Here is a 15156-nt window from a genome sequence, read left to right as displayed (position 1 = left end):
AAAGCTAAACGTACTAATCGTTACCTTCTACATTAAAGGCTGTGAAACTGAATTATGTACTCAGGATCTGCAAATTCTTCTCTTTTCTTTTCTATCCTACACTTTACCAATCAGCAACAATAGTACACCAATGACAATCATGACTACACCAAGAATACAATATACCACTCTTGCGCCCTGCCGTCCAATAGTCTTCACAAAAATTCCTGCTCTGAAGCTCTTCATAAACCAGTCCCAATTGTTAATACCACCGAGCAAACTAAAAATCCCTGCCGCTATGGCAAATAGTGCGATTAAAACGGGTTGATTTTGCATGTCGTCAACACTCCTTCAATATAATCCTGTCTACTATACCTTCACTTGGTGAAAATTAACAGGCATTAATTGGGCGTATCTCAAATCTCGCTGAAGTGCATCTTTCACCGCCTCTTCGCCCCCTGCTGCGTCACTTTCCCTTGACGTGCCCCGGCACGCCTGCAGAAAACTCCCTTGCTTGGAACGAAAGTTCGGCAAAATCTACTTCCTTCGGAGTTTTCAGACACGCCCTAGAAAAAAACAGCTTGCAGATGGAAGTCTGCAAGCTGTTTTTTTACGTCTGTATCATACGTTTTATTGCTTTTGCAACTCGCTTGCCGACAATAGCAGAGTCACCACTTCAGCACGTGTGGCTTCAGCGAGGGGGTTAAACATATTTTTACCTGTTCCCTTCACCAGTCCTGCATCATATGCAGCAGCGATATATGGAACAGCCCACGCCGGTACTTTATCTGCATCCGCAAAACTCAGTGCCGGATTCGACTGTACCGGGAGACCGAGTGCTCTAACAAGCATAACTGTCATCTCTACCCGCGATACTTTGCCCGATGAACGGAACGTATCATCCGTATACCCACTAATGATGCCTTGATCCACTGCCTGAGCAATAAAGGATTGTGCCCATGCAGGTATTCCCGCAGCATCCTTAAACGTCAATGCCTTGTTGCTGGCTGGAAGTTCAAATGCTCTCCCTAACATAACAATGAATTCGGCGCGTGTGACTGGTGCATTCGGACGGAAATTACCATCCTGATACCCATTCACAATTCCCCGGGAAATGGCCTGCTCAATGGCAGCAGCTGCCCAGTGATTTCCGATGTCCTTCAGGTCTACGACCGGAGTGGTTGGATTAGTACCTCCTCCATTACCAGGAACGGTTGGCGTAGTTGGGTTCGTAGGATTGGTTGGTGTAGTCGGTGTGGTTGGGGTTACAGGCGTAGTAGGTGTTGTAGAACCTCCACCACTGTTACCACTGCCCGGATTACTTCCATTATTGCCGCCACCATTACCAGGATTGCTTCCATTACCGTCCCCCGGAAGTGGCGCTCCCTTCAGATCCGTACTACGTCCTTCCGTCTTTTGATCAACTGTACCTACACGGTCCAGATGTTCATGGAAGATTTCATAATCGACCAGATTTAATTCGTAGAATCGATTATCATCTTTCGCCATTCTCATAGCACGATAGAAGTCTCCACCGTTAGCCATGAATGAATTGGTTGCGACGATATAATACCCATTCGGATCGATATCCGTGTACGTACCATCTGCATTCTTAATCTGAACTTTGACTACACGTTGACCAACTTGGGTTACGGTGTTGGTCGTGGCATCAATTTTTTCGCCTGGTTTCGTGGAATCGTAGTAGAACCGCATGCCTGCCACTTGCGGGAAGCGCCCTTCTCCCGTTTCCACACCACTAACGCCATTTTCCAGCGCGGCTGTGATTTCTTTACCTGTCATTTTCAACGCAGACAGATTATTACCGAATGGCATCACAGACAGGAGATTGCCCAGCGTAATATCCCCTGTCTGGAATGAAGCTCGAATGCCACCGCCGTTCTGGATCGCCACGTATCCTTTGACGTCATTTTCCTGCACAATGGATTTCACTTTCTCCAGCATACCGTCTGTCATCAGGTTTCCTAAATTGGTTTCCTGTTTCCGCACAGTGCCACGTTCTCCATCCAGGAAGACATTTGTTTTACCAATAACTTTTTTCTTGAATTGTTCCAGCTGAGGCGCATATTCTTTCAGCTTGTTTGCGGCTTCCACATCATCAGCATAGACGAATTGGCCGTTTGCATCTTTGGCATCCAGACTCAGCAATTTGCCGTTCCACTTTTTCAATACGCCTGCTTCATCAAACGTAACATCCAGTTGACCAAGAGAAACATCATATTCCCCAGTCTGCACAACCAAAGTTGGGTCCGCATGGGTATCCACCAAAACTGGTGCGTTCAGAATGGTGTGTGAATGACCACCTACCACAATGTCGATTCCTTCTACGGCTTCAGCCAATTTGAGATCCTCTGAGTAGCCCAGGTGAGTCAAAGCAATGATTTTATTGATACCTTCATTTTGCAGCATCTGCACGGTTGCTTGTGCACTTGCCTTATAATCTACAAACTTCAAGTCATCTCCCGGTGAAGAAAGAGATACCGTGTCCGGTGTTGTCAGTCCGAAAATACCGACTCGCTCACCATTCACTTCCGTAATAATCGCCGGATAGATTTCGGCTTTCTCACCCGGATTCCCGATGTGATTGTTGTACAAACCACTTAAATTCGCATCTTTTGAATAATCAATATTGGCACTCACAAACGGGAACTCTGCTTTTTCAATAAATGCTTTCAGTACGCTTGGACCTTTATCAAACTCATGATTACCAAAGGTCATGGCATCATATCCGATCATGTTCATGAATTCCAGATCAGCCAGACCGTTAAACAGATTGAAGTACAATGTACCCGAGAATACGTCCCCTGCATCCAGCACCAGGGTATTATCATTGCGTGTTTCCTTAATTGCCGTTACTCGGCGCGGGATGTTATCCAGATGCGCATGCGTGTCGTTTGTGTGCAGCACGCGAAGGTTGAAGTCCCCTTCTTCCACTGGATCTCCAATACTCAATTGTGCGAGCAGTGGATCATGGTCGCTCACTCGTCCATCTGCTGTCTCAAAATCGGCATTTACATGTACCACTTCGATGGCTGCTGTCTCAGTCAGATTTTTGCTCACCAGAATGTGATCCAGTGTCTGAGAGTTGCCGTCATAGATGTAGGAGTAACGCTGATTCTCTGGCAGTTCGTTTACCAGATTGTCCAGTTCATTACCTTCGACAATGTTCAATGTATTTGAGAATTGGAAGTCATTGAAATCACCGAGAACGGCGACATTTACGTCAGGGTCTTTGTTCAGTAACTCTTTCACAAATCCATTCACCAATGCAGCTTGTTTCGCCCGTTGAACTTCACTGCTTCGAGTGGCAGGCTGTATATTTCCAAAAGGTTTCAGGTCTCCGCCTTTGGAATTGAAGTGGTTGGCAATCACCACTACACGTTCACCATTAAATTCGAATTCAGCGGCAAGCGGTTTGCGGGAGCTGGCGAACGCCGCATCCCCTGGTGCAATACGACCCGGATTATTGGAGAGACTGCCGTCAGCGCCTACCTGAATTGCTGTTGTCGCACTTCCTTTAATTCCTTCTTTCAAGGACACACGTGCTTCATTATACAGAAACCCTACACGAATGTTGGCCCCTGGTGCTCCGCCATCCTTGTTATTTTCCGGAGCGATATCTGTGTATTTATACGTAGGACCACCTTTAGTTGCAATGGCATCGATTAGGGTTTGGAAACTAGCATCTGCAGCTGTTGCTCCACTGTCTGTTTCTCCATCATTATCTTGCACTTCCATAATGCCGATAATATCCGGATTTTTCAGATTATTGACAACAATTCCACCGATTTTAACAGCTCTGGCTGCATCCTTCTGGCTGAAATTTTCAACGTTGAAGGTCGCAATTGTTAGTTTGTCATTCGTAGGTTGAATTTTTGTTGTTGCTTGTTCGAGAGGGCTCGGTGTAATCGCTGGAAGATTACCTTCAGGAATCACTTTGAAGTTTCCATTCGAGTATGTCATAACCCCATTAACGGAGCCACTCAGCTTGTCCCCCGTTTTAACGGCCTGAGACGGTTTTTTATTGATGAACAGCCGTTGCGGATTAAGTGAGCTCTCAAACGGTTCTGCACCATCGCCTGTTAGAATAACACCGCCTGCAGGAGTGCGCAGCGCATTTTTTGTACCATTATCTACAACTACAGCGAGCCCCGGTTCACTGGAATATGGACCGATAATGATAGCATTATCGAGTTGGACTCTCATACCTTCTAAACTTTCATAAAAGTCAATGGCATCCTTATCTGGATTAAACTCACCAAATTGATCGGAATCAATTACGGTAGGAATCATTCGACCGTTTGCACCCAAAACCACAGGTTCAGGCAGATCTTTATTACTCTCTTCAACCGTAATTAATGTAGCTACAATCTCCGTTATTGCCAGCTCAGTCGTTGCTGTTGCATATTCTTTCACCTGTCCAGATACGCTTAACTTGTTACCTACCGTCATTCCATGTGAAGACTTATAGACCAGAATACCTTCAGATGTTCTGTCATCGTTATCTTCCATATCGGGAAGCTCCTGCATGTAGAAGGAAGTTGCATTTACAACATGAGTCACAATACCTTCAACATTTTGCACAGCCAAACCATCATATAAGGAATTATGGGAGGCCCCTTGAATATCGTGGATTCTGAGATTGTTCAGTTCCTGAAGAACCTTGTAAGTATAGGTATATACATTACTTGTATTCCCGCCAGACACTGCAATAGCTTTAATAACAATATCTTCATCTACTATAATCGGTCCAGTGTACCGCGTAGATGTTGATGTAGGGTTAGTGCCATTAACCGTATAATAAATTTCTGCTCCCGCCATTGGTGAGGATAAAGTCACTGTAGATCCTTTTACAATCCCCCCTGAAGGAACACTAGCTGTAACAGAAAGCAGATTTTCGACAACATCCGCTGCTGTGCGTGGGATTAATTCGAGACCATAGCTTGTGTGATAAGTCATGACGCCTGTCACTTTTTCGTATGTTTTGCCTATTGCCAGTGCAGTGGGGCTATTTTTGGCATAGATCGTGATCTCTCGACCATCCACATCTGTCGCAAAAAAGGTGGAACTGCTACTTCTTGTCACTGTGACCCCATTGACTTCGACAAGCATCCCTTCATAGTTGCCGCCCGTACCCTTGCCTCCGCCTTCAGCAGGCGCAAAGTCTTTGGATGTCAACGTAAGCGGTTCAGGAATTTCTTGTGTTTTATCCAAGATATTAATATAACCGCCTGGAAATCCTGGTTTATCCTTCTCTACCTGGAGTAGACCGTTATAAATGGTGAGTGGACCATACGCTTCAATCCGGTCACCTGGCTCAACAGTTGAATCTGTACCACGAATGACGATTCCGGCATTCTCATCCTGAATATATAGATTCGCCATTCCCCCGGATTCCTCTCGGTAGGTTACAATCCCTCGAACGGTAACCGAAGAGTTTTCAGGCTTGTTTCTGGCATCAGAGATTGAAATTGGAGTATTGTCAACGATCGTGTAATTAAATAAAGCAATTGCACTATCCAGTAAGCCCTCTTTATGTGCATAAGCTTCAATGTGCATAGCATCATTCACCGTGATGGGAACTGTGTAAGGAAGAAACGCATTTTCATCATTTAACTTGTAGTATACGGCAGCACCGACTGTAGTTGTTCCTAAAGTAACCTGTGTTCCTGCCGGAACGGCCCCTGAGGACGGATTAGCTGTGACATTAGCCACTTCCGTATCCGGTGTCTCATCAATCAGTTGAAAAGTTGTTGATGTAACGGATCGTATACCTTTAGAAGTGAAATATTGAGATAACGAACCGTTGTTAATACGTACTTTGGATTGATATAAGGAGGGATTGCTTTGTAGTCCGAACGTGCTGCGAGGAGCAGTTGTGGGTACTTGAACAGGCATCATTTTGCTAATATCTGTTTCGGCTGGACTATCAGCAATTGCAAAATTGGTGTTTACAGTAAAGGGGGGATTCAAATTTACACTTGGACCGTTGCTGTAGGTCCCGACAACATAACCTTCAACTGTGGCGGTTGATTCATCCGAACCAAGAGCGAGTGCCTCCGCAACTGTTAGCGGCTCATCAGCCGCTGCAACTTCGTTGTTGAATAAGCCAGCCGGTATGGCACCCGTAATCAGCAGAACTACAGCTAAGAATAATCTGAGCCAACTCTTTATTTGCTTACTTTGCATCTTTTTCCTACCCCCATGTTTTGAATTTTCAATCATTTGTTCAGACAGATTGTACATTAGTTCAAATATAAGATAACTGAATAACAGGCTTGTGTAAACAATATTTCTTCTTAATGAAAGAAAATATAACACTAATATTACACATCCTAAACGAATCTCTATAATAATGAATAAATAGTACTGAATTTTGATTAAAAACATGTTATTAAGCCTACTAAAGTTATACAAATGTTAGATATACGGTTATTTAACGTCAATTAAATTAACATTTATACTGAATATATATACGAATTCGACATTTAGTGACAGTACTCATTTCTTTAAACCCACTAAAACCTGAGTCTTGAGACATGCATTTTCACATGAAAAACGATATGTACGGATCACTTTAGATCACCACATTAACTGAGTATAAAAGAGAACTATTAAGCGCAAAATCAGTATGAGTTAATGGAATGTTAATTATTACTTGATAATTAACAAAGACATATAACCACATCAAAAAAAACCACAAGAACATCTCCAATTACTCTCAGAGACTTTCTTGTGGGATAATATAAAATATGAAAAATGATACTAATTTCACTTTTTCGAAATGTTACAGACGGTTTTCAATATACTTCTGTGTCTGGTGTCAAAGTAATATTACTTCCATAGGGTTCAATTAATCCTTGTTGCTCCAAGTACTGGTCAACGTATCGATCTGCATTCAGTGAAGTTGAGCCGATCCAGTCTGAATATGTTTTTCCAAACATTTTATATAGTATGTCACTAGTATATTCATTACTTAATTCCCCAAAAACAGTATACAACTGTTTTACCGTATTTGTGTGTTTTTTCCCCTCTAAATCGGTCCATGTTACTTTTTTATTCAGATCTACCTTCCTTATATCCTTAGTATATATTTGTACATTTGACCCATTGACTTTGAAGTACACACGGATGCTTTTTTCGTAAGGATGACCCTTGAGAATGCTCCACCCTTTCATATCTCCAGTAGCTGGCACAGCATAAAGTTTCCCTTTTGTTGGAGTTGTTCCTGTTACACTGTTTTGTTTTTGAGGTTGTTCAATATTAATAGTCATTTTACCTTTACCAATGGATACTTGCATCTGCTTAGATTTAGAGTTATAAGTCACAGTTCCATCCAGAGCATCTGAGAGAACAGAAGCAGGAAACAAAGTTACGCCATTTTGAACAAGCAACGGGGACTTGAGAGTTAATGGCTCTCCATTTAACGTTGCTTTTGTTCCCGTTTTCGGGAGAGTTAGTTTGGTAGAACCAACTTTAATCTCGAAGGCGTCCTGTTGAGCAATGTAACTAACACTCCCTCCCAGTGCCTTGAATACCTCTTTCATCGGAACAAGAGTCACACCATTTTTTATGTATCCTCCATCAATTGCTTCATCCAAACTACCTGAAATAGTAACTGATCTTTCAACATTTTCGACTTTAACAGTAATTGTTGAAGAACCTACACCTATTACCTTTACCATCCCAGTGCTCAGCACTTGAAGTATATGAGGTTCACTGATCGTATAATCTGTTTTTGTAAGACCTGTATTTCTTCTGTAGTATGGATCGTTATCGCTATGTATTGAATTTTCGTCATCATACACAACAACTATATTAAGATTAATCTTACCACCGACCGAAACTGAAGTATTAGGGATGAGTTCAATATCTTTAACTTTAAGTTCCTCCGCATAAACACTTGAAACAAACAACAACATAAATGCCATCATTAGAACCGTTACTCTTTTCATTCACTTGTACTCCTTCTTATTTTTAATATTGTCCATTGCTTTTCATGAATCCATGTATTGGGATACCCCTTTCAGCTTCCTATTCTATTTTCGGAATCATTAACAAAAAATGTTAGTCTTTCTTTTTAGTAAAACAAAAAAATTGAATGCAGCTTAATCACTGCATTCAACACTGATATGAATTAAATTATTTCTTCACCGTGCTGTTATATTGCGCAATCTTGTCTGTAATTTGTTTGGCTGCTGCATCCAATGCTTCCTGTGGTGTACCTTGTCCATTCAGAACCGTTTCAATCGCTCCTTCGACAAGTTGTCTGGCTTCCGGGAATACTCCCATTAATGCCCCGGATGTTGCTGTCGAATCCGCGGAAGCGTGCAATTGATCGACTGCTGTCTGGAATTGCGGGTACTTCGCCATATTATCCTTTAATACTTGCTCATTGTAGGCTGCTGTCGTAATAGGGAAGTATCCTGTCGCAACACTCCAATTCGCTTGTACCTCTGGTGTAGCCAAGTACTTGATGAACTCCCATGCCGCTTGCTGTTGTGCTTCTGATTTGTTATTCATAATGTACAAGCTTGCTCCACCCACTACAACGCCGCCTTCTTTGGCATCCGCTGGACGAGGCAGGAAGCCTGTTCCCAGTTCAAACTTGCCACCTGAACCTTCTACGATTTTACGCAGGCCAGCCGTGGAATCCAGGGTCATACCGATTTGCTGAGCGGTAAATGCTGCTGTTGTATCATCTGTGCTACGCCCCAGATTGGAGAGGGTTTTCTCGTCAATCATCTTTTTCCACCACGTTAATGTCTTCACTCCAGCTTCGGAGTTCAGCAGAGATTCTGTAGCTGCTTCAGTTCTTCCGTTTCCATTGTTTACATAATCTGCATTCTGGTTTGCAAAGAACTGTTCCATAAACCAGCCATAGATCGCCATGGATGCACCTGGCTTACCGTCTTTTGCGAGTGCTTTTGCCGCTTGCTCAAACTCTTCATACGTCTTTGGCGGGTTCTCCGGGTCCAAACCTGCTGCTTTGAACATATCCTTGTTGTAGTACAGAATCGGGTTCGATGTGTTAAACGGCATGGCGTTCAACTTGCCATCGATGGTGTAGTATCGGATGATGTTTGGCTCCAATTGGGACAGGTCGAACTGGTCCTTGTCGATGAACTGTTGTACTGGCGTAATCATGCCTGAATCGATCATGAACTTGCTGCCGATCTCATAGACCTGGATAATGTCTGGACCGCTGTCTGAGCCCATGGATGCTTTGAGTTTGTTCAGACTCTCATCGTACTTCCCTTGATAGATGGGTTTCACCTGAATGCCGGGATGACTTGCGTTAAAGTCGGAAGCAAGTTGGTTAATGGCTTTCTCCCCTGCGCCAGACATGGAGTGCCACCAAGTCAATTGTGTTGTTTCAGCTGCGGCCGCTTCTGCTTGAGCTCCACTTGCCGGGCTGCTTGTTTCCGCTTTTGTTCCGCAAGCGGAAATGACCAACATGAGTGCAGCCAGCATTAATGCAAATGTTCCTCTTTTTTTCAAACGAAATCGCTCTCCTTTTATATGGCTCGCGTACAATAAAATCTTGGGGATGACGCGGTGTGGCCGTTACGGTTACGAATCGTTCTTTTGATCGCTGTTATCCCCGGATTTCTTTTCATCCCCTTTCAAAGGGGGAAATCCGGGGATAAAGGCGAACGCTTTGCTTCTTCAGAATCGATTTCGTCCCCTCCACTACTACCGTCGTTCATTTCAACATCTTATTTGAAGCACGAGCCTCATTTTATTCGCTCCTGGTATCAAAATCTTTAGATCAAAACCTTCAGAGCTTACACTTCAATTAAATAGTATTAAAACTTTCTCACCTTACCCCTTCAGTGCGCCTGCTGCCATTCCGCGTACAAGCTGTTTCAACCCGAAGATCAATAACAATAAGGATGGTAGAATGACCATCGCTGTTCCGGCAAATACCAGATTCCACGCTGTGGATTCCTGGAACTCCAGCATCGAGATCCCGATCTGAGCGGTTCTCATTTCCGGTGTGTTTGTCACCAGCAGCGGCCAGAGATACGAATTGTACATGCTTAAGAATGAATAGATTGCCAGTGTTCCAAGTGCCGGACGGGACAAAGGCAAGACGTGCGATATGAAATAGCGAATATGACCACAACCGTCGATCCTCGCCGCCTCGAACAATTCCTTGGGCAATTGCATGAAGAACTGTCTTAGCAGGAATGTACCAAACGCCGTTGCCAGAAACGGCACGGTAAGCCCTTGATAACTATCCAGCCAACCCCAACTGCGAACCGTCAGGTAGTTGGGGATCATCGTCACTTCCCATGGAATCATCATCGTTGCGACAAACATGCTGAAGATGACGTTTTTGCCTTTGAACTGCATTTTCGCAAAAGCATAGGCTGCCATACTCGCTGTAATCAATTGACCAAGCGTTGTCAGTCCTGCGACAAGAAAGGTATTGCCGATAAATCGACCGATCGGAACAATATCAAATACTTCGCTAAAGTTGGACAGATCGATTGAATTTGGAATGATATGCGGCGGATAAGCACTCGCATCTTCCGGCGTCATCACGGCCATGAAAAAGGTGTACATCACCGGGTACAGCACAAGCGCTGCACAGATCGTCAGTAATCCATACAACAGCGTTTTGGTCCATGTTGCACTCATTGGTAATGCACTTTCCTTTCTACCCATTTGAACTGGATCAGGGTCAGCAGCATAATCACCACAAACAGGATCAATGCCTGTGCACTACCTGTACCAAAGCGGAAATTAACGAAGGCTTCCTGATAGATGGAATAGACAAAAACATTTGTACTGTCCATCGGACCACCCCGGGTTAGAATGTTAATCTGACCGAACGATTGAAAAGCACCAATGATCGATACGACCGTAACAAAGAATAACGTGGGTGACAGTAGCGGCATCGAGATTTTGCGAAACGTCAGCAATGGTCCTGCGCCGTCAATCTTGGCACTCTCGTAGATCTCATCCGGGATGCCTGCCAAACCACTGGATAGAATAATGTAGTTGAATCCAAGATTCATCCAGATCGTCATGATGGAGATCGAGATCAATGCCCAATCCGGGCTGGTAAGCCAGGGAATTGGGTCGATGCCTACTTTGCCAAGCAGATAATTCAGCATGCCCAGGGTCGGATGGAAGAGAAACTTCCAGATGACCGCTGACGAACCGACGGATAACACCACGGGCAGAGAGAACACAAACTGGAATATACGCATTCCCTTGAACCGGTTGTGAGTCAGTGCAGCCAGAATCAGAGCAGCCAACATACCTGTGGGGACTGTAAACAGCACAAATAGTAACGTCACTTTCATCCCTTGCATGAACAGTCCTGATTGGAACACGGCCTTGAAGTTATCCAGTCCTACATAAGCTGCAATCTGCCCCGTCGGATCTGTGGAATGCAGACTGAGGTACACGGACTTAAACATCGGGTAAAACAGAAACACTGCAAACAAAAGCAGCGATGGTGCCAGGAAACCATAGGCCAGCAGATTCTCCCGCATTCGCTGCACACGCAGCGAGGCTGTCCGGCGCGCACTCGTACCTGATACGCGCCGTTTGGCGGCGGGCAAGCTGATCCGGTTATCAAGCTCACTCATCGGATTTTCTTCCCCCTTGTTTCACGCATTCAGTGTGTGTGAAATGTTACATCAACTTCAGCACCACGTTATCTAGTGTAAGAGTCGAATGTCACAGCAAAATTCATTCTGAATCAACGTAACGTTAATCATGGACAAGGGAGTTTACGCAAATGTGCATCCATTCGAAAGCGGTATCCAGACCTTATCTCATGACAAAAAAACCGCAAGAACTCCCCTTTTTGGAGATATCCCTGCGGTTCGATGTGTAAATGGAATATGAACGTTTGCCTGTTAAAGAACATGACTCATTTTACAATAATCTGTAAATCTTCCACACGAGGTGAAGCGATTAACCGTTCGAATTAACGATTAAGATGATATGGCACAGTGGTGACAATCACGTCTTTGTAATTGATCAGATAGGCCCGGATCATGAAGCTGGTCTGGTTATGCAGTACATTTTGCCACCAGTGCTTGGTGATGAATTGCGGGATTAATATGGTGATGTGATCGGTCTCGGCCGTTTTCCACTCTACGGTATCAATGAATTTCTTCAGCGGCCCCATAATGCTACGGTATCTCGATTTGATCACAACCAGACGAACACCTGGATTCCACTCTTCCCACTTCTGCTCCATTTTGCGTATAGCCTCATCATCGAATCCAATGTACAGCGCGACCACGTGATCCGACATCGTCTGGGCGTAACTGATTGTGTTCATGACGACTCGGGTAATACCCGCAACAGGAATGACTATCGTATTGCCTTTTTTGGCTGGCTTATCAACCTGAATATCAATCCGCAGCTCATCGGCAATGTTGCAATAGTGACGGTGAATACGCATGAACACATAAACAACGAAAGGCAAAAAGATAAAGATGACCCATGTCTGCGTGAACTTGGTGAAAATAAAGATCAGGGTAATCGATAATGTAGTCAGCATACCGACCGTATTGACCAGCAACTTCATCTGCCAGCCAGACGGCTTGACTTTGATCCAGCGAATCATCATACCGAGCTGCGACAGAGTAAATGGAATGAACACCCCTACCGCATAGAGCGGAATCAGGCTTTCCGTATTTCCTTTGAACCCAACCACCAGCAGCGCAGACATCACACTGAGGAAAATGATCCCGTTTGAGAACCCAAGGCGGTCTCCTCTGACCATAAATGCATGCGGCATGTATTTATCCTTTGCCATCATGAAGGATAATAGTGGAAAAGCCGAATATGCTGTGTTGGCTGCCAGGAACAGGATCAGTGCCGTTACACCCTGGATAATAAAATACATCGTGCCCCTGCCAAACGTCGCTTCAGCAATCTGGGAAATGACCGTTGCTTTGGGATCAGGCTTCACTCCGTATCCATAAGCCAGTAAGGTGATACCAATGAACATGGCTCCCAATATACAACCCATGAGCAGTAATGTACCTGCGGCATTTTTCTCGGCAGGCTGCTTGAAGTTCGGGATCGCGTTACTTACCGCTTCCACACCAGTCAAGGCCGAACATCCGGAGCTGAATGCTTTTAATAACAGAAACATACTCACATGGGATAGACTTGTTCCGAATTCAGGTGCAGCTGCTTCCATCCCCCCGGCAAGAAATTTGATTCCGCCCGAGATAATCAGAATTGCAATCGAAAATATAAACAGATAGATGGGGATCGCGAGCACAGACGCTGACTCCGTCACTCCCCGCAAATTCATAATGGTTAGAAACACAATCATAATCAGAGCAATCACAACACTGTAATCATGCAGCATAGGAAAAGCCGACGTAATCGCATCCGTCCCTGCGGACGAACTTACTGCAACAGTCAAAATATAATCGACCAGCAGAGATCCTCCGGCAATCAGACTGGATGTTGTACCCAGGTTATCCTTGGCTACGATATAAGCGCCGCCCCCTGTTGGATAAGCAAATATCGTCTGGCGATAGGAAAAAATTAAAATGACGAGTAATCCCAGCACGGCGATGGAAATCGGAACGGAGTACCACAGGGCGGCGAATCCGGCCGCAACGAGCACCAGCAAAATCTGTTCCGTACCGTAGGCAACGGACGATAGGGCATCCGAGGATAGGATGGCGAGTGCCTTCCATTTCCCCAATTTTTCTCCATCCAGTTCAGCCGATTTCATTGGCTTGCCTATTAAGATTCTCTTCATTTTGCCAAGCATGATCATAACATCCTTCCGTCTCTCATCTGTGAAGCATTGTTATTATGCAAAATCGCAGAGCCGTTGACAATACGTCATTTCACCCGAATTTCGCCAGCGCGTGATAATGCATTCTACGATTCAATAATCGATAACAAAGCCATTCTTGTTTAGTATTTTGAACTATTTTGAACCAAAACGACGTTTGTTAGCCGAAAAACAGAAAATGGCCTTTGGTTCAGTGAACCAAAGACCACTTCCTGTATATAACGAATCAATATTCTCAATCAGAATCACTACGCGTCAGATCAACCTTTCAATTGTTGTTAACCTCGGATTAATTCGTTACACCTTCACGTCCAGAATGCCTGGACGAGGAGTAACACCAAACGCTTGTGCCAGTGTGGTCAGCTGTTCGTCCGTAATTCTCTGCCGGATCTCGTGACCAGCAACCAGCATATACACTTGGGCTGCCTTCTCGATGGTCTCAATCAGACCAAAAGCTTCGTCAATCGTTGTGCCTGTTCCAAAGATACCATGTTGCGGCCAGATGACCGCGTGGTATTCTTTCATTTTCTCAGCCGTTTCGCGGCCAATCTCGTTCGATCCAGGAATCATCCATGGAATAATGCCAATTCCATCCGGGAATACAACCACACACTCCGTGCACATTTGCCAGAGGGTCTTGGTGAATTTTGCTTCATCCAATTCGTGGATAAACGTCATGGCCAATACATGAGTGGCATGGTTGTGCATGACAACCCGGTGGTTGGGGTCCAGCTTCAAACGTTCAATATGGCTCATGAAATGTGTAGGCAACTCACTTGTTGGGTTTGCCCCCGACTTCAATCCCCAGAGCACTTCCAGCTCCTGACCATCTTGCGATACACGTAGCAACCCCAGGTTGCTCTCGGGATCAGCGAGTACATTTTTAAAATATTTGCCCGATGCCGTCACAATAAAATACTTGCCTGCTAGCTCTTGCACCGAAAATGCCGGTTTGATCTTGCGAATCACATGATGGATATCTATATATTGGGCTACTTCCTCTTCCTCCAGCAGATAGCTGACATTACCACCATTGCGCTCATCCCAGCCATTTTTCCACATATGTTGTGTAATCTCAGCCATCTCACGGACAAATGGAATATGGAAACCTGCAACCTGTGTTGTGTCATTCGTAAGGGTCACGTTCATGATCAATCTCTCCTTATATTGAAAATCATATGGCTTGCCACGTACATAGTAAGTTCTTTATTTCACATTCATTATACCTTTGTTTATCTTTGATAGTCAATAAAAAACACAGAAATAAACTTTTATTTATTTTTGTTTAGTTTTGTTTATTTGAAAATAAAACAAAAAAAATACCCCACCGGCGTCCGGCGGGGTCAGTCACACATCTATTTAAC

At 44.4% G+C, this 15156-nt stretch carries 9 protein-coding genes; all 9 read right to left on the bottom strand.

Annotated features, from left to right (window positions below):
• Nucleotides 1-96: 96 nt before the first annotated feature.
• Nucleotides 97-315 carry an immunity 17 family protein gene (locus tag MKY87_RS22635; RefSeq protein ID WP_340966309.1) on the bottom strand — a complete coding sequence of 73 codons (219 nt, stop codon included), beginning with the start codon at nt 313-315 and terminating at the stop codon, nt 97-99.
• 33 nt (nt 316-348) lie between these two features.
• Nucleotides 349-513, bottom strand: a complete 165-nt coding sequence (locus tag MKY87_RS22630; RefSeq protein WP_339785579.1) for a hypothetical protein — start codon at nt 511-513, stop codon at nt 349-351.
• Between the two features lie 96 nt (nt 514-609).
• Entirely contained in the window at nt 610-6186 is a 5577-nt protein-coding gene (locus tag MKY87_RS22625; RefSeq protein ID WP_340966307.1) for an S-layer homology domain-containing protein, read from the bottom strand.
• Nucleotides 6187-6797: 611 nt separating this feature from the next.
• A complete protein-coding gene (locus MKY87_RS22620) occupies nt 6798-7952 on the bottom strand; it encodes a copper amine oxidase N-terminal domain-containing protein (protein ID WP_339785582.1) in 1155 nt (384 codons plus the stop codon).
• Between the two features lie 187 nt (nt 7953-8139).
• A complete protein-coding gene (locus MKY87_RS22615; RefSeq protein ID WP_445669430.1) occupies nt 8140-9498 on the bottom strand; it encodes an ABC transporter substrate-binding protein in 1359 nt (452 codons plus the stop codon).
• Nucleotides 9499-9822: 324 nt separating this feature from the next.
• A complete protein-coding gene (locus tag MKY87_RS22610) occupies nt 9823-10644 on the bottom strand; it encodes a carbohydrate ABC transporter permease (RefSeq protein ID WP_340966306.1) in 822 nt (273 codons plus the stop codon).
• A complete protein-coding gene (locus tag MKY87_RS22605) occupies nt 10641-11603 on the bottom strand; it encodes a carbohydrate ABC transporter permease (protein ID WP_339785590.1) in 963 nt (320 codons plus the stop codon). Before MKY87_RS22605 ends, MKY87_RS22610 begins: the two co-directional genes overlap by 4 nt.
• Nucleotides 11604-11947: 344 nt before the next feature.
• Nucleotides 11948-13765, bottom strand: coding sequence for an APC family permease (locus MKY87_RS22600; RefSeq protein WP_340909358.1), 1818 nt, complete (start codon nt 13763-13765; stop codon nt 11948-11950).
• A gap of 324 nt (nt 13766-14089) precedes the next feature.
• Nucleotides 14090-14941 (bottom strand): rhamnulose-1-phosphate aldolase, encoded by an 852-nt coding sequence (gene rhaD, locus MKY87_RS22595; RefSeq protein WP_339785595.1) that lies wholly within the window; start codon nt 14939-14941, stop codon nt 14090-14092.
• Nucleotides 14942-15156: the final 215 nt, after the last annotated feature.

Origin of the sequence: Paenibacillus sp. FSL R7-0198 (assembly GCF_038000415.1) — a bacterium.
Lineage (GTDB): Bacteria > Bacillota > Bacilli > Paenibacillales > Paenibacillaceae > Paenibacillus.
Note: the sequence above shows the minus strand (reverse complement) of the source record. Positions and strands in the feature narration are given on the sequence as shown.

Excerpts from the sequence above, each read along its gene's own strand:
- MKY87_RS22635 (WP_340966309.1), bottom strand. The coding sequence starts at position 315 with ATGCAAAATCAACCCGTTTTAATCGCACTATTTGCCATAGCGGCAGGG.
- MKY87_RS22625 (WP_340966307.1), bottom strand. The coding sequence starts at position 6,186 with ATGCAAAGTAAGCAAATAAAGAGTTGGCTCAGATTATTCTTAGCTGTA.
- MKY87_RS22620 (WP_339785582.1), bottom strand. The coding sequence starts at position 7,952 with ATGAAAAGAGTAACGGTTCTAATGATGGCATTTATGTTGTTGTTTGTT.
- MKY87_RS22610 (WP_340966306.1), bottom strand. The coding sequence starts at position 10,644 with ATGAGTGCAACATGGACCAAAACGCTGTTGTATGGATTACTGACGATC.
- MKY87_RS22605 (WP_339785590.1), bottom strand. The coding sequence starts at position 11,603 with ATGAGTGAGCTTGATAACCGGATCAGCTTGCCCGCCGCCAAACGGCGC.
- MKY87_RS22600 (WP_340909358.1), bottom strand. The coding sequence starts at position 13,765 with ATGCTTGGCAAAATGAAGAGAATCTTAATAGGCAAGCCAATGAAATCG.
- rhaD (WP_339785595.1), bottom strand. The coding sequence starts at position 14,941 with ATGAACGTGACCCTTACGAATGACACAACACAGGTTGCAGGTTTCCAT.